This window comes from Rhodococcus sp. NPDC058521, assembly GCF_042719695.1.
GTDB lineage: Bacteria > Actinomycetota > Actinomycetes > Mycobacteriales > Mycobacteriaceae > Rhodococcus_F.
In genome coordinates this window covers 143688-163832 of sequence record NZ_JBHXNL010000001.1, presented here as the reverse complement: position 1 = coordinate 163832, position 20145 = coordinate 143688, and the positions used below count along the sequence as shown (strand labels likewise).

Annotated in this window: 21 protein-coding genes, 4 tRNA genes and 1 pseudogene; 2 read left to right on the top strand and 24 right to left on the bottom strand. The window is 62.4% G+C overall.

The window, feature by feature from the left end; translation table 11 throughout:
- Nucleotides 1-34 precede the first annotated feature (34 nt).
- The 13 genes from ACFWO3_RS00820 to rplJ all read right to left on the bottom strand — a co-directional run bounded on the left by ACFWO3_RS00820 (nt 35) and on the right by rplJ (nt 13144).
- The gene (locus tag ACFWO3_RS00820; protein ID WP_378572712.1) at nt 35-1033 is read right to left on the bottom strand and encodes a hypothetical protein; all 999 of its coding nucleotides are present in this window, start codon (nt 1031-1033) and stop codon (nt 35-37) included.
- Between the two features lie 73 nt (nt 1034-1106).
- Nucleotides 1107-1820, bottom strand: coding sequence for a hypothetical protein (locus tag ACFWO3_RS00815; RefSeq protein WP_378572710.1), 714 nt, complete (start codon nt 1818-1820; stop codon nt 1107-1109).
- Nucleotides 1821-1874: 54 nt separating this feature from the next.
- A complete protein-coding gene (locus tag ACFWO3_RS00810) occupies nt 1875-3116 on the bottom strand; it encodes an MlaD family protein (RefSeq protein ID WP_378572708.1) in 1242 nt (413 codons plus the stop codon).
- Nucleotides 3113-4435 (bottom strand): MCE family protein, encoded by a 1323-nt coding sequence (locus tag ACFWO3_RS00805; protein ID WP_378572706.1) that lies wholly within the window; start codon nt 4433-4435, stop codon nt 3113-3115. The genes ACFWO3_RS00810 and ACFWO3_RS00805 overlap by 4 nt, the downstream gene beginning before the upstream one ends.
- Nucleotides 4436-4437: 2 nt before the next feature.
- Nucleotides 4438-5688, bottom strand: a complete 1251-nt coding sequence (locus ACFWO3_RS00800; RefSeq protein WP_378572704.1) for an MCE family protein — start codon at nt 5686-5688, stop codon at nt 4438-4440.
- A complete protein-coding gene (locus ACFWO3_RS00795) occupies nt 5688-6683 on the bottom strand; it encodes an MCE family protein (RefSeq protein ID WP_378572702.1) in 996 nt (331 codons plus the stop codon). The genes ACFWO3_RS00800 and ACFWO3_RS00795 overlap by 1 nt, the downstream gene beginning before the upstream one ends.
- Nucleotides 6680-7759, bottom strand: a complete 1080-nt coding sequence (locus ACFWO3_RS00790; protein ID WP_378572700.1) for an MCE family protein — start codon at nt 7757-7759, stop codon at nt 6680-6682. The genes ACFWO3_RS00795 and ACFWO3_RS00790 overlap by 4 nt, the downstream gene beginning before the upstream one ends.
- Nucleotides 7756-9114 (bottom strand): MCE family protein, encoded by a 1359-nt coding sequence (locus tag ACFWO3_RS00785; RefSeq protein WP_378572698.1) that lies wholly within the window; start codon nt 9112-9114, stop codon nt 7756-7758. The genes ACFWO3_RS00790 and ACFWO3_RS00785 overlap by 4 nt, the downstream gene beginning before the upstream one ends.
- Complete coding sequence (locus ACFWO3_RS00780; protein ID WP_378572696.1) at nt 9111-9971, bottom strand: MlaE family ABC transporter permease; 861 nt, start codon at nt 9969-9971, stop codon at nt 9111-9113. Before ACFWO3_RS00780 ends, ACFWO3_RS00785 begins: the two co-directional genes overlap by 4 nt.
- Before the next feature lie 4 nt (nt 9972-9975).
- Nucleotides 9976-10770, bottom strand: coding sequence for an MlaE family ABC transporter permease (locus ACFWO3_RS00775; protein WP_378572694.1), 795 nt, complete (start codon nt 10768-10770; stop codon nt 9976-9978).
- A 7-nt stretch (nt 10771-10777) separates the two neighbouring features.
- Nucleotides 10778-11827, bottom strand: coding sequence for an ABC transporter ATP-binding protein (locus ACFWO3_RS00770; protein ID WP_378573940.1), 1050 nt, complete (start codon nt 11825-11827; stop codon nt 10778-10780).
- A gap of 291 nt (nt 11828-12118) precedes the next feature.
- On the bottom strand, nt 12119-12508 hold the full coding sequence (rplL, locus tag ACFWO3_RS00765; protein ID WP_378572692.1) for a 50S ribosomal protein L7/L12: 390 nt from the start codon (nt 12506-12508) through the stop codon (nt 12119-12121).
- A gap of 78 nt (nt 12509-12586) precedes the next feature.
- The gene (rplJ, locus tag ACFWO3_RS00760) at nt 12587-13144 is read right to left on the bottom strand and encodes a 50S ribosomal protein L10 (RefSeq protein ID WP_378572689.1); all 558 of its coding nucleotides are present in this window, start codon (nt 13142-13144) and stop codon (nt 12587-12589) included.
- Between the two features lie 355 nt (nt 13145-13499).
- Here rplJ and ACFWO3_RS00755 point away from each other — a divergent pair.
- Nucleotides 13500-14546, top strand: a pseudogene (locus ACFWO3_RS00755) (MFS transporter).
- Between the two features lie 62 nt (nt 14547-14608).
- Here ACFWO3_RS00755 and rplA read toward each other — a convergent pair.
- From rplA to ACFWO3_RS00700, 11 genes are all read right to left on the bottom strand, one after another.
- Entirely contained in the window at nt 14609-15325 is a 717-nt protein-coding gene (gene rplA, locus ACFWO3_RS00750) for a 50S ribosomal protein L1 (RefSeq protein ID WP_378572687.1), read from the bottom strand.
- A gap of 113 nt (nt 15326-15438) precedes the next feature.
- Nucleotides 15439-15873 carry a 50S ribosomal protein L11 gene (rplK, locus tag ACFWO3_RS00745; RefSeq protein ID WP_378572685.1) on the bottom strand — a complete coding sequence of 145 codons (435 nt, stop codon included), beginning with the start codon at nt 15871-15873 and terminating at the stop codon, nt 15439-15441.
- 76 nt (nt 15874-15949) lie between these two features.
- Nucleotides 15950-16813, bottom strand: a complete 864-nt coding sequence (nusG, locus tag ACFWO3_RS00740) for a transcription termination/antitermination protein NusG (RefSeq protein WP_378572683.1) — start codon at nt 16811-16813, stop codon at nt 15950-15952.
- A gap of 58 nt (nt 16814-16871) precedes the next feature.
- On the bottom strand, nt 16872-17294 hold the full coding sequence (secE, locus tag ACFWO3_RS00735) for a preprotein translocase subunit SecE (protein ID WP_378572681.1): 423 nt from the start codon (nt 17292-17294) through the stop codon (nt 16872-16874).
- 31 nt (nt 17295-17325) lie between these two features.
- A tRNA-Trp gene (locus ACFWO3_RS00730) sits at nt 17326-17398 on the bottom strand.
- A 173-nt stretch (nt 17399-17571) separates the two neighbouring features.
- Nucleotides 17572-17997, bottom strand: coding sequence for a (3R)-hydroxyacyl-ACP dehydratase subunit HadB (hadB, locus tag ACFWO3_RS00725; RefSeq protein ID WP_378573938.1), 426 nt, complete (start codon nt 17995-17997; stop codon nt 17572-17574).
- The gene (gene hadA / locus ACFWO3_RS00720) at nt 17984-18541 is read right to left on the bottom strand and encodes a (3R)-hydroxyacyl-ACP dehydratase subunit HadA (RefSeq protein WP_378572678.1); all 558 of its coding nucleotides are present in this window, start codon (nt 18539-18541) and stop codon (nt 17984-17986) included. The genes hadB and hadA overlap by 14 nt, the downstream gene beginning before the upstream one ends.
- Nucleotides 18542-18629: 88 nt before the next feature.
- Nucleotides 18630-18794, bottom strand: coding sequence for a 50S ribosomal protein L33 (rpmG, locus tag ACFWO3_RS00715; RefSeq protein ID WP_142099888.1), 165 nt, complete (start codon nt 18792-18794; stop codon nt 18630-18632).
- Between the two features lie 62 nt (nt 18795-18856).
- Nucleotides 18857-18929, bottom strand: a tRNA-Met gene (locus ACFWO3_RS00710).
- A 45-nt stretch (nt 18930-18974) separates the two neighbouring features.
- Nucleotides 18975-19047: transfer RNA gene (locus ACFWO3_RS00705), tRNA-Thr, on the bottom strand.
- A 202-nt stretch (nt 19048-19249) separates the two neighbouring features.
- Nucleotides 19250-19332 (bottom strand) — tRNA-Tyr (locus tag ACFWO3_RS00700).
- Nucleotides 19333-19530: 198 nt separating this feature from the next.
- On the opposite strand from ACFWO3_RS00700, the gene ACFWO3_RS00695 reads away from it, so the two are divergent.
- The gene (locus tag ACFWO3_RS00695) at nt 19531-20022 is read left to right on the top strand and encodes a YajQ family cyclic di-GMP-binding protein (RefSeq protein WP_378572675.1); all 492 of its coding nucleotides are present in this window, start codon (nt 19531-19533) and stop codon (nt 20020-20022) included.
- The last annotated feature ends 123 nt before the right edge of the window (nt 20023-20145 follow it).

Here is a 20145-nt window from a genome sequence, read left to right as displayed (position 1 = left end):
AGCAATACGGGCCCTCTCCGGGTTCTTCTACGTCTCAGGCGTCGCGGATGCCCGCGAGTACCCACTTGCCGTCGATGCGCTCCATGTCGATGACCAGAGAGCCGGACGTACTGCCCTGAGCCGCACCCTCGTTCGTCGAACTCACGTTCATGAACGCGACCAAGGTTGCGCGGTCACCGTCGAGGATGCTGACACCGACGTCGGACACCTCGGCCTGGGTAGCCGTCTTAGTCTGCTGTACCGCAGTCTTGGTCGTGTCCGCAGTCTGGTCGAACTCCTTGCGCATCTCGTCGTTCATGTACGTGCGCGCACGGTCGAAGTCTTCGTCGACGGTCTCGAACCCGTAGCTGAACGTCGCCTCCGAGGCTTCTTTTGCTGCAGCCGACACCTCGGCGGTCGTCGGCCCGTCGATCCAGGCCGTGTTGTCGAATCGTGCAAAAGGTTTGAAGGCCGCAACGACGGCGAAGATGCCCAACACCAACGCGATGATTCCCAGGATGCTCACCAAGCGCCAGGTGACACGGCTGTCGCCACTCGTCGGTGCAGGCCCGTCCCCGGACACGGAAGCCGCCTCCGACTGCGGGCGCGCACCCATCCGCGGCATTCGGTTCGCGACGCGTGCTTTTGGCGGGGCAGCAGCGGTTTCCCGTTTCGAGTCGGAATCGGCCGACTCTTCGACCTTCGTGTCCGCCTTCTCGCCCTCGTCCGAAGGCGTCGGCTTCGCCTCGGGTGCAGCGGCCGTCTCCGTCTTGCTCGACTCCGCGACTTCGGGGGCTTCCGACGCAGGCGACTCCACCGGCGTTGCCGACTCCGGCTTCTCGGTCGCAGGCACAGACTTCTCGGTCGCAGGCACAGACTTCTCGGTCGCAGGCACAGTCTTCTCGGTCGCAGGCACAGTCTTCTCGGTCGCAGGCACAGACTTCTCGGTCGCAGGCTTCCCCGGTTCGACCGTCCGCCCGCGGGTACCGGCAACGCGCGGACGCCGACCCTTTGCCGCGCCGGTCGGCACGTTGTTCTTACGCTTCGGGGGCACTTCTCACCACTCTCTCGTTGCGCGGCGTTCCGTACGTTCCGGACGCCCTGGCAATCCACATTCCGCTGTGCGGCTACTGACCGCCGTTGTCGGGCGCGGGTTCGGCCGGCTGTTCTTCGGGCGCAGGTGCGGCCGGCTGTTCTTCGGGCGCAGGTGCGCCCTCCGGGGCGGGTGCGGCATTCGGATCGGCAGGCTGGCCTTCTGCACCCGGGGTCGGTCCCTGCTCGATCGGAACTCGGTCACCGACCGGCTCGACCGCCGACGCCTTCCATACACCGTCGACGTTTTCCACGGTCATGCGCATGGTGACGACATTGACTTCGTACTGGGTAGGCCATTCGTAACGCACCTTCAACGCTACGAGTGCCTTCGCCGTGTCGTTGTCCTTGTCGAGTTCCAGCAAGGCACCGTTGGAAAGCTCGGCCGACTGGGTGGCCTTGGTGCTCTTCATCTGATCGGTGATGCCGGCGATAGTGTCCTCGAGACTCTTGGTCATCGTGTCGCCGGTGATCGACGAGCGCATGTTCTCCAAGGACTCTTCGAGATTGTTCGCATCTGCCGTGTTCAGGTTGATAGCCGCCTGCTCGGCACCGAACAGCGCGTCGTCACGGGTCTGTGCAGTCGAACGGTCTACCACGAGGGCGTGTGCCCACTGGTACCCGAACCATCCGGCTGCGACGACCGCGACCACGAGCAGCGCCACCACCGCGACGAAGGCTGCGGTCAGTTTCGTTGTCGGCCCCGACGACGGCTCTGCCGCCGTCGGCGTCGTGGTTGTTCGCGTCACACCAATACACCCTACTGATTGTTCGAGTCGGCATCCCACGGCCGACGTGGCCTGCTACTTCGGAGTAACTCCGATGAGCGGTGCCAGCTGGGAAGCGATCGGATTCAAGTTCAACTTGTCCGGATCGACCTTCGGCTTGTTGTCCCATGGCTGCGGCGTCTTCGGATCCGCATAGACGATCCGATCGGCGCTACGCACACCCGTGACGCTGCCCTGAGGGGCGTCACAGTTCGCTTCCGTGTTGAACGGGAAATCCTGCTGAGTGTCGTCGAAGTTGGGATCTTCCCGCTTCATCTGATCGAGGATCTCCTGCGTACCCTCGTACCCGATCGTGCAGGAGGGAGGCCGGTTCGCCTCGACGACGATGCCCTGGTGCACGGTGCCGTCGCCCGGTGCAATCGTGGACGCACCAGCGGCCAGGCCGGGCAAGAAGATCAACAGCGGCTGCAGAGCGATCGCGCGGGGCGCGAGACTCTTACCCAACGCAGCAAGATTGGTGAGGTCCGTCGTGAGGCCGGGGCCGGCATCTGCCACAAGCTGTCCCAGTTCGTTGCTCGCCGGATTGCCGTTGTCGATCAGTGCCCGCACGTCTGGATCGCTCGACCGGAGCTGAGCAGTCACTGCGTTGAGGTCGGTGCTGAACTGCCGGATCGCCGAAGATTGATCCGACTGCGTGTCCAGTACCGTGCGAGTGTCCCTGATCAGAGACAGCGTCTGCGGAAGATGCTCGACACTGGTCGTCGTCAGAGTCGACAAGGAATCGGTCAGTTGTTTGAGGCTGTCCCCCTTGCCGTCGAAGGCCGTTCCCAGTTCCTGCGCGACTACCCGAAGATCGTCGACCGGAACGGATTTCACGAGACCGTTGATGCTCATCAGAACCTCGTCGACCGGAATCGGCGTTTCGGTGTCCGTGATGATCGAGCCGTCCTCGAGGTACGGCCCCTGATCGGTGTCCGGCTGTAGGTCCACGTACTGCTCACCGATCGCCGATCGGTTGGCAACGATCGCCTTTGCGGAGGCCGGGATGTCCGGCCCACCGTTATCGAGCTTCAACTCGACGTTCAGGCCGTCCTGTGTCAGCGACAACTCGCCCACGCGGCCGACAGGAACGCCGCGGTAGGTGACCTCGGCATTGGTGAAGATGCCGCCGGAATCTTTGAACTGCGCGTCGACGCTGTACTCACCGAACCCGAGCAGGTTGTCCAACCGCACGTACTTCGCACCCACGTACGTGAGACCGAGTACCGCGACGACGATGAACGCCACCAACTGAATTCTGACTATGCGGGATCTCATTCCCCACCCCCTGGAATGAGGTTCTTGATCATTCCCTCGATCGGGTTCGACGAAGGAGGCTCTTCATCGCTCGCCGGCGCGTTGCCACTCGCAGGAGTCCGGCCGTCCGCAGGCGCGCCCGGTGTTCCCGGAAGACCTGGGATTCGCGGCATCCCCGGAACGGGATTTGTGACCGTCTTGAGCGGAGGCAGCGGCAACAAAGAGATCGTCGGCCAGCCGGGCGCGGGGCCGTTCCCGTTGTAATACGGGTTCGACGGATCGACATTCGGCTTGGGCGAACCGAACTTCGGCGGAACGTATTGCGGATCTCCTTGTCCGACGCCGAGACCGGACAACGTGTCGCCGATCTGCATGTCGACCGTCAAGAACAGGTTTACCGATCCACCGAGTGCGATCTGCTCGACACCGTCCGGGAACGGCACCGTCGGGATGAACGCCAGCGAGTTCGGGAGATCGTCTCCGGAATCGGCGAGCGCCTGCAGCGTCGGTCGCAATGCGATCAGATCCTTGATCAAGTCGTCCTTCGACTTGTTGATCACGTCCGTACCCACGGCGCCGAGCCGGTCCAGCTGCCCCAGCATTGCTGTGAGCTGTGGGCGCTGCTCGTTGAGCACCTGAGTGGCAACCGGCAGCTCGTCGAGGACCTTTGCGATCTTGTCGTTCTGGTCGTTGACTCTGGCAGTCAACGTGTCGAGGCCGTCGAGAGCGCGCGTGATGTCGTCACGCTGCTGATTGAGACCGTCGACCAAGGTGTTCGCCTCTTGCAACAGGTCTTTGACACGACCCTCGCGACCGTCGAGCGCCGTCGTCAGCTCGTGGATGACCGGCTGCAGCTGCCCCACACCGCCACCGTTGAGTAACAACGACATAGCGCCGAGTACCTGCTCGATCTCGGTCGCGTGACGCGTCTGCGCCAATGCGATCCTGTCGCCGGACTGCAATCGATTCGGATCCTGGTCACCTTCCGGGACCGACAGCTGAATGAACTTCTCGCCGAGTAGATTCGTCTGTTCCACAGCGGCCAGCGCGTTCGCCGGCAGATCGACCGAGGAGTCGATGACGACGTCCACGTCGGCGTTCCAGCCATCCGGGCCCACCGAAATGGAATCGACCCTGCCGACCGGCACCCCGTCGACTTTGACGGCGGATTGCGGGACCAAATCGAGAACGTCGTCGAACTCGATCGAGATCCGCATCGGGTTGTCACCGACGTCGGCACCGCCCGGAAGGGGAATTCCGTAGATACCTTCCGACGAGCACGACGTGACGGCAAGGGCGACTGCGCAGACCCCTGCACCAACGATGGCGCGACGCTTCATCGTCACTCCCCCTCTCCGCCGACATTGAGTCGGGGCGACTCGACACCCGGCACAGTGCCTGGTACGACGCGTCGCTGGATGTTGTCCGCGCTCATGATTCCGAAAGGCAGGTTCAGCGTTGGAGTCTTCAGCCCCTCGGTGATCTCGGAAGTCACCCGGCCACACTGATCGAGCAGTGGTTGCATCTGCGCGCCGAGCTGCTCGAAGCGCGGATCACCGGGCACCAACTTGCCGAGGTCGAGCAACTTGCACACCGCGCCCGCCGGATCCTGCAGGTCGGGGAATGCGAGACGTGATGCGAGCACACCCGCCTCTGCATCGTAGGAATTCGCGAGGTTGCTGGTAGCCAGAGGAAGAAGTGTTAACGAGTTCACGAGCGATTGACGGTTGTCGGCGAGCGTCTGAGTCACCGGCACCAGGTCGTTGACGTTCTTCGCCAACATCTCGCGATTGTCGGCGACGAATGTGGCAACCTCGCCCAATGCCCCTGCAAGCTGATTCAGTGCCGCGCCGAGGTTCTCACGCTCGCCGGCGAGGAAGCCGGAAAGGTCGGCGAGCTGGGTGTTGAACTCGCGGACCTGCTGATCGTTCGCGGCAAGAGCACCGACGAAGACCTCCAGGTTGTCGACCGTCGCGAAGATGTCGTCGCGGTTCTCGTTCAAAGTGCGTGCAGCAGACGACAGCTCAGTGATGGTCTGCCCGAGTGCCGCACCGTTGTTCTGGAGGTTCTCCGCACCGGTTTCGACGAACTCCGAGAGCGCGCCGTCCTTGTTGGCACCGTCCGGGCCGAGAGCCGCGGTCAGCTTGTCGATGCTCGAATACAGCTGGTCCACCTCGACCGGAGTCGCGGTGCGACTCTTGTCGATGACCGCGCCGTCCGGCATCTTCTCGCCACCCTTGTAAACGGGGGCCAACTGGATGTACCTGTCCGCGACCACAGATGGCGTGATCTGAGCGGCCTTGGCGTCCGCCGGAATATCCACGCCCCGGTCGACCCGAAGCCCGACCTTGACGACATCGCCTTGTGGTTCGACGGAATCCACGGATCCGACCTTGACCCCGAGAACACGGATGTCCGAACCCTCGTAAATGCCCACCGACTTGTCGAAATAGGCGGCGATCTTCGTGGTTCCGGCGCGGGTGAACACCCACCACAGCACCCCGGCCACGACCAGCACCACGACGAGACCGACAGCAACGAGAGCCAACCGGCCTCGCTTACCCCCGCCCGACGCGTTGTCGACGGCGCTCATCAGTTTCCTCCCAAAGTACGCAAGGGCGGACGGTCACCCGGAATGTCTGGCAGACCTGGCGGCAGCAGGTTCACGACCACCTGGTCGAACCAACGTCCGTTTCCGACCACGTTGGTGTAGAGCCGCACGAACGGCTCGTACAACTTCGTGGCCTTGTCGAGGTTCTCGTTGTTCTCACGCAGAAGGTCGACGACGCCGTTGAGTTGCTCGAGCGCCGGCCCGATCTGCTCCTCGTTCTCCCGGACCAGGCCGGTCAACTGCTGCGACAAACGTTGAGTTCCGGTGAGAAGCTGGGCGATCGATTGCTGACGCGTGTTGAGCTCGTTCAGCAAAAGGCTCGCGTCACTGATCAGACGTGTGAACTCCTCGTTGCGATCGGCCAACACCTTCGAGGTGGTGCTGGTGGCATCGAACAGGCGTCGAAGGTCCTCGTCACGACTCGCGATCGTGGTCGACAACCGACTGACACCGTCGAGCGAGGCGCGAATGTCGTCCGGCGTTCCCTCGAAGGCCTGGGACAGCGTCCGCATGCTCGTGGCGAGCTGATCGGAATCGATCTCGCCCACAGTCTCGGACGCACTCGAGAACGCTTCGATGACGTCGTACGGCGCCGTCGTGCGCTCCAACGGAATTCGATCGCTCGGGTTGAGTGGTTCGGTACCGCGGGGCTCGAGGGCCAGATACTTCTGACCCAGGAGGGTCTTGATCTGGATGGACGCCGAAGTCTGGTCGCCTACCCAGGCGTCCTTCACCTTGAAGTCCACGGCCACACGATCACCGTCGAGATCGACCGAGGACACCTTGCCGACCTTCACGCCCGCAATACGAACCTCGTTGCCCGACTTGAGTCCTGCTGCTTCGGAAAACTCTGCCGTGTACGTCGATCCCGCGCCGACGAACGGCAGCGAGTCGATGAAGAAGGCAGACACGGTTGCAAGCAGCACCACAGCGATGCCGAGAGCGCCCGCGACCGCTGGGCTGCGTCGTTTTCTCATCGTTGCTGCAACTCCTGTAGACCGTCGTGCGTGCATCGCTTCGCCGCATTGGTGTAGAGCGGCTGGTTCACGGTCGGAAGACCGGTTGGCAGGTTCAGGTACGGCGACGATCCCGGACCGGCCGCGATATCGACACCGCAGAGGTAGAACTGGAACCAGGAGCCGTAGCTTGCTGCGCGTCCCAGCTTCTCCAACTTGACCGGCAAGGTTTCGAGGACCCCGTCGACCGTGTCACGGTTTCGGTTCAAGGTGCCGGCCAACGTGTTCAGTGCGGATACCGAGCCCTGAATAGAAGGCCGTGTCGGTTCGAGGAGGTCCGAGGTCGCGTCCGTGAGACCGGCGAGCGACGTCACTGCCGACCCGACCACACCACGCTCGTTGGACAACCCCGTCACCAACTGCTGTGTGTTGGTGATCAGCGAGTCCAGTTGATCGTCACGTTCGTTCACTGTCGCGAGCACGTTGTTGAGGTTGTTGATCACACTGCCGATCACCGCATCTTTGTCGGCGATCGTGTTGGTCAGGCTCGCGGTATTCCGGACGAGATCCTCGATCGTGCCCGATTCACCCTGGAAGACCTGGATGATCTGGAAGGACAGCTTGTTGACGTCTTCCGCACTCAAGGTCTGGAACAGTGGTCGGAAACCGTTGAACAGCGTGGTGAGGTTGACCGCCGGCTTGGTGCGCTCCAGAGGAATCGTGTCCCCCGCTGTGAGCTTCTCGCCCTGCGCGCCCTCACCCTGCGCCAGCGAAATGTAGCGCTGGCCCACCAGGTTCCGGAACCGGAGGGTGGCGGTTGCGCTTCCCGGAAGCCAATCGCGGTCGTCGACCGTGAACTCGACGTTCGCCTGATTGTCGTTGACGATCGCGATCTTCTCGACCTGGCCCACGCGGACACCGGCGATACGTACCTCGTCACCTTCGTTCAGCGACGTGACATCGGAGAACACGGCGTTGAACTTGGTTCCGCCGCCCCCCCCGAGGTTCGCGATGGTGGCAGCCAGCAGGCCGGTGGCCAGGACTGTCACGACGGCGAAAACGATCAGTTTGACGAGCGGTGCCGTCAATCCCCTCATTCGAAGCTCACCTCTGCTCCCCTCAACGCCGGCGCACCCAGCCTCGTCGTCCAACTCGGTACATCCTGCGGCGCAATACCGTTCGCCTGCCCGTACACGACATCCAAAGTGTCCTTCTCGGCACGCGACCCGGCATAGCTCGCCTGGGTGGCCTCACCGAACGTGGGAACCTTGTCCGGAATGCCCGGCGGCGGCGGGAAGATGTCCAACGGGTCGGTCGAACCGGGGTTACGCGAAGGCACCTGGTAGGCACCGTCGTTGTAGGAGGACCCGCCCGGATACTGCGGGAACTTCTTGCCCGGCTCGTTGTACTTGTCGTAGCAAGCAGGACCGCGGTTGTCGATGAGACGCGGTTCGTCCTGGTTGGGCAGGTACCGCCCCTTGGGGTTGGTGAACTGCACATTGGCGCGCACGCCGGGATGCGGATCATCCGGAGCCAGCAGCTCACGCGCAACCGGCGCCGTGCGTGCGAAGCCTTCGAAGGTGCAGCCGAAGATCGGTGAGTACCGCGCCAGAATCTGGAGCGCCTCACGCGAATCCGCAGAGAAGCTGATGATCGAATCGGCGTTCCTCTCGAGGAGGTCCGCGGTGCTCGCCGACGTACCTGTCAACGACGTCAGCAACGAGGAAAGATCGTCCTGCTTTTCCACGACGGTGTTGCCGGTGACCGTCAGGTTGTCGAACGCGTCGATGAGCTGAGGCGCAGCCTCCGAGTAGGTCTGGGAGAAGTCGGCAAGACCACGCAGACCCTCCTGAAGATTGGGCAGCTCGGTGTTCACGCCCGCGAAGATCTGCTCGAGCCGATCCAGCGTGAGTCCAAGTTCTGCACCCCTGCCGCTCAGTCCCTGGGACAGGGCGCCGAGAGTGTTCGCCAGATCCTGCGGCGGAATCGCCTGCAGGAGCGGGAGAAGCCCGTCGAGGACGTCGCCGACCTCGACCGCGTTGCCGCTGCGGTCCTGCATGAGGGTGTCGCCCGCCTCCAACGGAGTAGCGCGGTCACCTTCGGGAATGATCAGGGAAACGTACCGCTCACCGAACAGCGTCTTCGGGAGAAGACGGGCTGTGACGTTGGAGGGAATCAACTCGGCCTTGTCCGGGTCGATCGCCAACTGCGCTGTGACAACCCCGTCGTCGCTCGAGGTTTCGCGAACCTCGCCGACGATCATCCCGCGAACCTTGACGTCCGCGTTGGGCGGCAGCGCATTACCGACCGAATCGGTGATGAGATCGACCTTCACGACTTTGGTGAAAGCCTTGTTGAAAGTGCCGATCGTGAAGACCAGGAAGAGCGCGAGCACGAGGAAGAAGACGAGCCCCAGCACGCGGCGGCGTAGAACCGACGGAGTCTCGATCATCCGGCCACCCTCACTGTCGTCGTCGTACCCCAGATCGCCAGGCTCAGGAAGAAGTCGAGCACCGCGATGGTCACGATCGCGGTACGTACCGCCCTACCCACTGCCACGCCCACGCCGGCCGGACCGCCGGAGGCGTGGTAGCCGTAGTAGCAGTGGATCAGGATCAGGATGAACGCGAACACGAGCACTTTCGCGAACGAGTACAACACGTCCTGAGGTGGAAGGAAGAGATTGAAATAGTGGTCGTATGAGCCCGGAGACTGTCCATTGAACACCGTACTGATCAATCGCGAAGCCAAATAGGCGGCCAGAAGACCGACGATGTAAAGCGGGATGACGGCAACGAAGCCGGCGATCATACGAGTGGTCACCAGGAAGGGAACACTGGGAACCGCCATGACCTCGAGCGCGTCGATCTCCTCGGAGATACGCATCGCGCCGAGCTGCGCCGTGAAACCACAACCCACCGTCGCGGACAACGCAAGTGCCGCAACGATCGGTGCGATCTCACGCGTGTTCACGTAGGCGGACAGGAAGCCCGTGAGGACCGAGCTGCCCAGCTGCTCGAGAGCTGCGAAACCCTGCATGCCGACGACGACACCGGTGAAACCGGACATCATTGCGATGACGCCGATGGTTCCGCCGATCACAGCAAGCGCACCGGACCCGAACGTCACCTCTGCGAGGAGCCGCAGAACTTCCTTGCGGTAGTGCACGAGTGTATGCGGCATCCACGCGATGGAACGCGCGTAGAACGACATCTGCTGCCCGGCCTTGTCCAGAACACCGAGCGGTGCCTGGCCGACCTTCCTGAGCCGCATGACCGTCCGGTCACCGCGGCCTTTCGCGATTGTCATCGCGTCATGATCCCTTCGCCGGAACGACCTGCAGGTACACCATCGTCAAAATCAGGTTCGCGAAGAACAGGAGAAGGAACGTGATGACCACCGACTGGTTCACCGCGTCGCCCACGCCCTTGGGGCCACCCTTCGGATGAAGTCCCTGATAAGACGCGATTACGCCGGCAATCAGTCCGAAGACCGCTGCCTTGAGCTCACCGATCCAGATGTCCGGAAGCTGCGCGAAGGCAGAGAACGATGCGAGGTACGCACCCGGGTTACCGCCTTGAAGAATGACGTTGAAGAAGTAGCCACCCGCGATACCGACCACCGACACGAGGCCGTTGAGCAGGATCGCGACCAACACCATTGCGAGCACTCGCGGCACGACCAGACGCTGGATCGGGTTGATGCCGAGAACTTCCATGGCGTCGATCTCTTCACGAATGGTTCGTGAACCGAGGTCGGCTGTGACGGCCGACCCTGCCGCACCCGCGACGAGTAGAGCAGTCACCAACGGGCTGCCCTGCTGAATGACGGCAAGCACGCTGGCCGCACCGGTGAACGATTCCGCACCGAGCTGCTTGATCAGCGAGCCGGTCTGGAGTGACACCACGGCGCCGAACGGAATGGCAACCATTGCCGTCGGCAGGATGGTGACGCTCGCGATGAACCACGCCTGCTCGATGAACTCGCGGAACTGGAACGGGCGCTTGAACGTCTGCCGTACGACATCGACGAACAGTTCGACGATATTTCCGGCTTGAGTGAATGCCCCGTTGACAGGCTTGAGCAGCGCTCTACTCGTATCCCCCATGCCTCGATTACCCGCGCTCGTACGAGGAGGCCTCGTAGCCTTCGTCCGTGTACACGGGGATCACCTGGGTGGTCTGGTCGTCGGCGAGGCTCTCCTGGATCGCGATCTGAGCGTTCTCGGGCAGGGTGTGCATGATCTGGCGAACTCGTTCCTGACGACGAGCAACGGCCTGACGGAACGGCATTCCAGGCGTGGCCTTCATCTGCGGCACGATGCCCTCTACGTCGTCGACTCCACCGGCATGGTGACCGGCATCGACCATGGCCTGTTCCTGAGCCATCTGCGTCTCGTCCTTCTCCTCGGACATACCGATGGGACCGATCATGGTGCCGTTGAGGAACTGCTTTACGACCGGCTCGTCGCTGGTCAACAGAACCTCGCGAGGTCCGAACATGACGAGGTTGCGACGGAACAACATGCCGATGTTGTCCGGCACCGTACGCGCCAGATTGATGTTGTGCGACACGATCAGAATCGTGGCGTCGATCTCGGCATTGATGTCGATCAACGTCTGCGAGATGTAGGTGGTGCGAACCGGATCCAGACCGGAGTCGGGCTCGTCCACCAGAATGATCTTCGGGTCGAGCACCAGAGCACGCGCAAGACCGGCACGCTTGCGCATACCGCCGGAGATCTCACCGGGAAGCTTGTCCTCGGCCCCGACGAGACCGGTCAATTCGAGCTTCTCCATCACGATCTTGCGGATGTCCGACTCGGACTTCTTCGTGTGCTCACGCAACGGGAACGCAACATTGTCGTACAGGTTCATGGAGCCGAACAGAGCACCGTCCTGGAACAGGACGCCGAACAGCTTACGAATCTCGTACAGCTCCTTGCTGGAGCACTCGAGGATATTGGTGCCGTCGATGACGATCGACCCCTCCTCCGGACGGAGAAGACCGATCAGCGACTTCAAGAACACCGACTTACCCGTACCCGACGGTCCGAGCAACGCACTGACCTCACCCGCCGGGAGAGTCAACGAAACGTCCTGCCAAATCCTCTGCGAGCCGAAGGACTTGGTCAGTCCCTCTACTGCAACCTCGACTCCCACCATTACCTCCGCGACTTCCGATGCGATCACCCTTGTGGGTTGGGTCACTCTATCTCATCGGAGTGTTACCAGTGACAGTGAATGCTACTCAGGAGTAAGAACGACTGACAAGGCAGGGTGCCCATATTTCACAGCGTTCGGACGAAGCACTGGCCAGACGACTGAAGTCCTACTAAAGCACTGCCTCGGGGCTCCGAAACCGACACGGCTCCACGACACGAAGAAGGGCCGCTCCCCGAACGGGGAACGGCCCTTCTTTCAGAGCTTGCCGAGAGGCAGCGCGAGTGTTCCGTCTTACTTGACGGAAACCTTGGCGCCTGCAGCCTCGAGCTTCTCCTTGGCTGCGTCGGCAGCTTCCTTGTCGACCTTCTCCAGAAGAGCCTTCGGAGCACCCTCGACCATGTCCTTGGCCTCCTTCAGGCCGAGGCCTGCGACGACCTCACGGACGACCTTGATGACCTGGATCTTCTTGTCGCCGGCCGACTCGAGGACGACGTCGAACTCGTCCTGCTCCTCGGCAGCAGCCTCGCCGCCGGCAGCGGGGGCACCGGCAGCCGCAACGGCGACCGGGGCAGCAGCGGTGACCTCGAAGGTCTCCTCGAATGCCTTAACGAACTCCGAGAGCTCGAGGAGGGTGAGCTCCTTGAACTGGTCCAACAACTCTTCGGTGCTGAGCTTCGCCATTGTGGCGGTCCTTCCTGTAAGTCCCATGTCGCTGATCCGCGACCGGGCGGGGTTGTAGCAGTGATGCGCGGGTGCGGATCAGCTTTCTGAGGCAGCCTCGGCGGGAGCTTCCGCTCCGCCCTCGGCAGCCTTCTTCTCCTGCAGTGCAGCTGCCAGACGGGCAACCTGCGACGCGGGAGCATTGAACAGGCCTGCAGCCTTTGCCAAGTTGCCCTTCATCGCGCCGGCGAGCTTGGCCAACAGAACGTCGCGGGACTCGAGGTCCGCGATCTGGTTGACCTGGTCCACGGACAGCGGTGCGCCGTCCATGTACCCGCCCTTGATGACGAGTGCCTTGTTGTCCTTCGCGAAGTTCTTCAGAGCCTTCGCAGCGTCGACCGGCTCGCCCTTGATGAATGCAATGGCGGTCGGACCGACGAACAGGTCGTCGAGGCCCTCGACGCCCGCTTCAGCAGCGGCACGCTTGACCAGGGTGTTCTTGGCGACGGAGTAGGTGGCACCCTCTCCGAGAGCACGTCGCAGTGTCGAGATACTACCCACCGACAGACCACGGTATTCCGTGATCACGGCTGCGGTCGAACCCTTGAACTGCTCGGTGATCTCCGCAACTGCGGAAACCTTCTCGGCCTTTGCCATACTTCGCCTCCTCTCATGACAGTCGTTATCCCACTTCGGAACCGCTGTGCGCCACGGGGATCCGAAGCGCACAGTCCACGACATGCAAAACGCCCCGGTGCAGGGCACACGGGGCGTGAAAGGAAACCAGCGAACGTGACGGACACGGTCGGCGTATCCCCATACCTCGTCCTCCTGCGTGGGCCGCCGGGCATTTCCGGACTTTCAATCGATTCCCTTGCGGGTCGATCACCAACGGTCTTGGGTAGAACATGATTTGGGTGAAGTTCGAATAATGCGCTGAACTCCGCAGGCCAGACTACGCGAGAACAGCGAGAACGCCAAATCGGACCGTCGCCGCAGCAGTTCGTGACTCATCCCACACTGTCGTCCGGCCGGGACCCGGACGCGCCGGTTCCTGGCGCTCGCCGTGATCTGCCTCGCCGAACTGCTGGTCGTACTCGACAACACCATCGTCAACGTCGCCCTCCCGTCGATCGGCGTCGCCGTCATCTCGATCGCAGGCGCGAACCCCGAGAGCCTGGGGCAGGTCATCGCAGCACGCGCCGCCATGGGGGTCTTTGCGGCTGCGGTGTTTCCCGCAACCCTCGCCCTCATCATCAACATCTTCACCGACGTGCACGAAAGAACACTTGCCATCGCCGCATGGACTGCCATGGTCGGATTCGCGATCGCAATCGGTCCGATGGCGGGCATCACCGCCCTCGTGTGGGTGATCATCGAAGCCCCACACCACGGGTGGACGTCGGCGGTGACAGTCGGCGCGGTGACGTTCTCGATCGCGGTCCTGATCGGATTCGTGGTCTGGGAACTGCGTACCGAACACCCGATCCTCGACCTCGATCTCTTCCGCAACCGCAGGTTCTCGCTACCTGCACTCGCGATCGCCATCGGGTATTTCTCGATGTTCGGATTCCTGTTCCTCATAACGCAGTAGTTCCAGCGGGTGCGCGAGTACACGCCGTTCGAGTTCGGAGTCGCGCCGCTTCGTTCGCAGTGTCGGTGGCGGTCAGCGCGCCCGTGGCCACGCTGCTGGCTCAGCGAACCGGAACAACCCCCGTCATCGTGTTCGGCCTCCTCCTGACCGGCGTCGGTCTCTACCTCGGCGGTCGAGAGGGTCGACAGCAATCAATTCACCGACGTCCTTCCCTCCATGGACTCGATGGCCCTCGGTCTGGCCATCGTGCAGGGGCCCGCGACCGAGTCGATCATGGCGTCGTTGCCACTCGACGAAGCCGGGGCGGGATCAGCCGTGAACGACACGACCCGGGAGATCGGCGGAGCCCTCGGCGTCGCCGTACTCGGATCGATCGTCGCGCTGTTCATGCCATGGGGACCTGCTCGCACGGACTCGGTGATGCTGGCATGGCGAAAGCAACCCGAATCCGGTGACCTCGACTGAGCCCCGAAACGCAGTTCGGCCGGTACGGATTCTCCGTACCGGCCGAACTGTCTGAACGTGAGTTACGCGTCTGCATCCTCGAGGAGGTTGCGGGTACGGCTCGGGTCCACCGGGATGCCCGGTCCGGTGGTGGTCGAGACCGTGACCTTCTTGACGTAACGACCCTTCGCGGAGGACGGCTTCGCACGCAGGATCTCGTCCAGTGCGGCGCCGTAGTTCTCCACCAGCTTGGCGTCGTCGAACGATGCCTTGCCGATCACGAAGTGCAGGTTGGCCTGCTTGTCGACACGGAAGTTGATCTTGCCGCCCTTGATGTCGTTGACAGCCTTGGTGACGTCCGCCGTGACGGTGCCCGTCTTCGGGTTCGGCATGAGGCCACGCGGTCCGAGGACGCGGGCGATGCGGCCGACCTTGGCCATCTGGTCAGGGGTCGCGATCGCGGCATCGAAGTCGGTCCAGCCGCCCTTGATGCGCTCGATCAGATCCTCGGAACCGACGGCGTCGGCGCCGGCGGCTTCTGCTTCTGCGGCCTTCTCACCGACGGCGAACACGACCACGCGAGCCGTCTTGCCGGTGCCGTGCGGGAGGTTGACGGTGCCGCGCACCATCTGGTCCGCCTTGCGGGGGTCGACACCGAGACGAACAGCAACCTCGACGGTTGCGTCCATCTTGCTCGACGACGTCTCCTTCGCCAGCTTCGTTGCCTGCAGTGGGCTGTAGAGCTGGGTGGCGTCGATCTTCTCGGCGGCGGCGAGGTATGCCTTGCTGCGCTTTGCCATTTCTTCTGTCCTTACTTCTCACCCGTTACCGGGCGAATGGTTCAGTTGTGGTTTCGGGCCTGGCCGGCCCTCCCACGCGATCTATGTCGAGGCGGAACCTCGTCGAGGAGCTTTTAGCTCTCGACCGTGATTCCCATCGAACGTGCAGTACCGGCGATGATCTTCGCGGCCTGATCGATGTCGTTCGCGTTGAGGTCTTCTGCCTTGGTCTTCGCGATCTCGCGCACCTGATCCATGGTCACGGAAGCAACCTTGGTCTTGTGCGGCTCGCCGGAGCCCTTCTGCACGCCTGCAGCCTTCAGGAGCAGCTTGGCGGCCGGAGGGGTCTTCAGCTTGAAGTCGAACGAACGGTCTTCGTAGACCGAGATCTCGACAGGCACCACATTGCCACGCTGCGACTCGGTCGCTGCGTTGTAGGCCTTGCAGAATTCCATGATGTTCACGCCGTGCTGACCAAGCGCGGGACCCACGGGCGGTGCAGGGTTGGCCTGACCAGCCTGGATCTGAAGCTTGATGAGCCCGGCGAGCTTCTTCTTCTTGGGGGGCATCTCAGTTCCTAGTTTCTTGCGGGTGTGGTTCTTGCGTACTGCATTGCAAGTGTGGGGCAGAGTCCGTGCGGACCTGCTAGATCTTCGAGACCTGCGTGAACGACAGCTCGACAGGAGTCTCACGGCCGAAGATCGACACGAGAACCTTGAGCTTCTGCTGCTCGGCGTTTACCTCGCTGATGCTCGCAGGAAGTGTCGCGAATGGGCCGTCCATGACGGTGACCGATTCGCCGACCTCGAAATCGACCTCGATGAGCGGCTTGGCTGCGGCCTCGGTGCCGGTCTCGCCGGAGGCCGTGTCGGCGACGACAGCTGCCTGCTTCTTCGCCTCCTGCTGCGGGAGCAGGAACTTGATGACCTCGTTGAGGGTCAATGGCGACGGACGAGACGTTGCACCGACGAACCCGGTGACGCCGGGGGTGTTGCGCACAGCTCCCCACGACTCGTCGTTGAGTTCCATCCGGACCAGGATGTAGCCGGGCAGCACCTTGCGGTTGACCTGCTTGCGCTGGCCGTTCTTGATCTCGGTGACCTCTTCCAGCGGGACCTCCACCTGGAAGATGTAGTCGCCGACGTCGAGGTTCTGAACACGGGTCTCGAGATTGGTCTTGACCTTGTTCTCGTAGCCCGCATAGGAGTGAATGACGTACCAGTCGCCGGGGGCGCGACGCAGAGCCGCCTTCATCTCGGCGACGGGGTCGACCGCTTCCTCGGAAGCCTCCGCGCCGTCCTCGGCCGCTACGGCCTCGTCCGTGGACTCGGTGCTTTCGGTCGCGGACTCCGTGCTTTCGGTCGCGGACTCCGTGCTTTCGGTCGCGGACTCCGTGCCCTCGCCTGCAGCCTCGACATCCACTTCGGCTGCCGCCTCGGCAGAGACACGTCCGTCGACCGCGGCGTCGTCGGCCACAGGCTCATTCGTGTCGTTCTCGGGGGTGCTCACTGGGGCACTCGCTTCCTCTCGTCACTCACATACATCGCGAATCCGCTTACACGTCTTGTCAGCCGAACAACCAAGTGACACCCTGGCCGACCGCAAGGTCGACGCCGAAAATGAACGCCACCATGAAGATCAGGAACACGATCACAACGCTGGTGTAAGTGATCATCTGCTTACGATTCGGCCAGATCACCTTACGAAGTTCGGCGATGACCTCGCGGATGAACCGACGAAGGCGCTTGAAGATGTTCGGCTTCTTCGCCTGGTCCTTCGAATCCTTCGCCGAGGTCCGCGCGGGCTTTGCCGGTGCCTTCACCGAGGTGGCGACAACGTCGTCCTGCCGGCGACGGGCCGAACGCTTACCGCTCGGCTTTCCCGTCGGAGCACTGGAACGCGTACCTGCGACGGCGTCGGTGTCGTCGACACCCTCCGGGCGCGTGGACCCTGAAGTGTCGCCGTCGCGCTTTCCGCGCTCCTCGCTCACGTCGTTCCTCTCAGTCGCTGGCATCCGGGGGCAGGGGCGACAGGACTTGAACCTGCAACCTGCGGTTTTGGAGACCGCTGCTCTGCCAGTTGAGCTACGCCCCTTCGGTCGGACGGACCGATTCTCACGAATCGAATCGACCGACCACTCTGCGATTACACGACACGCGCGCTACCCTCCTCGGCGAAACAGCACCGTAGGGCAGCGCGCAGCGCTGAGTAATCCCAGAAATCTCAGTGTACTTCAAGCCCCGGAACTAACCCAATCCGACTGAAAATCAGGCCAGACGGACCGTTGCCGTGGCCCGCCCGAAGATCTTCTTACCCTCGGACTTGGCCACGATTGCGACGACTGCAGTTTTGTTGTCCTCGTCCACGGACTTCACCTTTCCGGTGAATTCGACGGACGCAGCCTTGTGCGCACCGACGTAGACCGGACTGGTGAATCGGACGTTGTATGCGGTGACCGCACCCGGATCACCGAGCCACGACGTCACGAACCCGGCTCCGAGGCCCATCGTGAGCATGCCGTGCGCGACGACGTCGTCGAGACCGGCCAGCTTCACGACCTCGTCGCTCCAGTGGATCGGATTCGCGTCCCCGGAGACGCCGGCGTAGTTGACCAGGTCGCCGCGGGTGAGCTTGACGGTGCGAGCAGGGAGTTCCTGGCCCACCTCGATGTCCGCGAACTTACGAAGCGACACCATGCATGACCACCTCCTTGACCGCGTCCATCCAGTTCTCGTCCACGGTCCCACCGCTACGGGCAACGAGTGTGGTGTAGGTGGTCATGACCAGTTCGTCGTTCTGGTCGGTGACGATGTTCTTGGTGACGATCAGATCACTGCCGGCCATCTGACGGAACGAGTCGAGGTACACATCGCACACCAGTCGGTCGCCGACCTGGACGGGCTTGGCGAACTCGAGGATCTGGTCGGCCTGCATGATCTGGCTCAAGTCGTAGCCGGTGACGATCTCGTCGAACAGGCGGCGCTGGGCGATCAAACCCACCATGGAAATAAAGGTGAGCGGCGCGACCAGGCCGTCATAACCTAGGCCCTTCGCAGCATTCTCACTCCAGTGCGCCGGATGAAAATCCTGGACGGCACGAGCGTAATCGCGCACCTTCTCGCGTCCGACCTCGTAGAAGTCGTCGACACGGTAGTGGTGACCGACCATGGCCTTCGCGTGCGCGGCTGGATCGACCTGTGGATCCGGCACTGCCTGGGTCTCGTTGATATCGGTCACGAACTCCCCTACTTCCCCCTGGACGGACAACACGAAGAGGCGGCGTCAGCGTCCTCTTCGTGTCCTCTGGCCGAACCCAGGTTTGGTATTACTTGGATTCGCGGTGAGCCTGATGAGTTCCGCAGTTGGGGCAGAACTTCTTGATCTCGAGGCGATCGGGGTCGTTGCGCCGATTCTTCTTCGTGATGTAGTTGCGATGCTTGCATACCTCGCAGGCCAAGGTGATCTTGGGCCGAACGTCGGTCGAGGCCACGGGATGCCTTCTTTCGGGTATTTCTGATCAACTGCCGATCAGGGTGGTTCATTCATACTGTGTAGCGGTGACCGGACTTGAACCGGCGACGCAACGATTATGAGTCGTTTGCTCTACCAACTGAGCTACACCGCCTCGGTGTCGAGTGTCGCGCACTGGGCGCTTCACCACAATCCAGCGAGCCCCCTAACGGAATCGAACCGTTGACCTTTTCCTTACCATGGAAACGCTCTGCCGACTGAGCTAAGGGGGCGTGCTTCGGTTGCGCATCGCTGCGCGCTGAAGCCTTGACGAGATTACACAGAGTTCCCGTCGACTACCAAACCGGCTGGTGAGACCACCTTCCCCTGTGAGTGGTCAACGAGTCCAGAGACTCGCAAACCACTCACAGGGTTCGGGGGCGTCCGTCATACGACAGAACCCCGACGAACCGAAGTTCGCCGGGGTTCTGTGGGTGGCAGATGTAGGATTCGAACCTACGTAGGCAAAAGCCGACGGATTTACAGTCCGCTCCCATTGGCCGCTCGGGCAATCTGCCGTCGCACGTGGAGCCCGATTTCGGTAGGAAATCGATCTCCGATGCGCTGAGAAGAATACAACGAACCTGCCCCCGTTTTGCAAACCGGGTGGCTACGGGTGGTTGCGAACCGATAGCGTCGATCGGGCCCCACCGATGAGGTCGGGCACCCGCTGCGGGACCGGAGCGGGCAGAACAAGACGAGACCGGGAGTGTGACGTGGCTGATTCGTCCTTCGATGTGGTGAGCAAGGTCGACCGACAAGAGGTGGACAACGCGCTGCATCAGGCCGGCAAAGAGTTGTCGACGCGATACGACTTCCGCAACACCGGGGCGTCGATCGACTGGTCCGGTGAGGAATCGATCACATTGACCGCAGACACCGAGGAGCGCCTGAAGGCAGCCCTCGATGTCTTCAAGGAGAAGCTGATCCGGCGCGACATCTCACTGAAGGCGTTCGACGCCGGCGAGCCCGCGCAGTCGGGCAAGGTGTTCAAACTGTCCGGCAGCCTGGTTCAGGGAATCAGCACGGAGAACGCGAAGAAGATCTCCAAGAAGATCCGCGACGAAGGACCCAAGGGCGTGAAGGCCCAGATTCAGGGTGAGGAGCTGCGCGTCAGCAGCAAGAAACGGGACGACCTGCAGGCCGTCATTTCGCTTCTCGACGGTGAGGATTTCGGGATCGCCCTGCAGTTCGTCAACTACAGGTAATCGCCTTCGGCCTGTGAGTGGTGGGCGAGTGGCGTGCATCGTCGACCACTGCCAACGGGCGGAGGCGCCTCGCGGCCGGGGCACCGCGCCAGCCGTGGGCGCCGCGCTGGGAAGGTGGGGGGC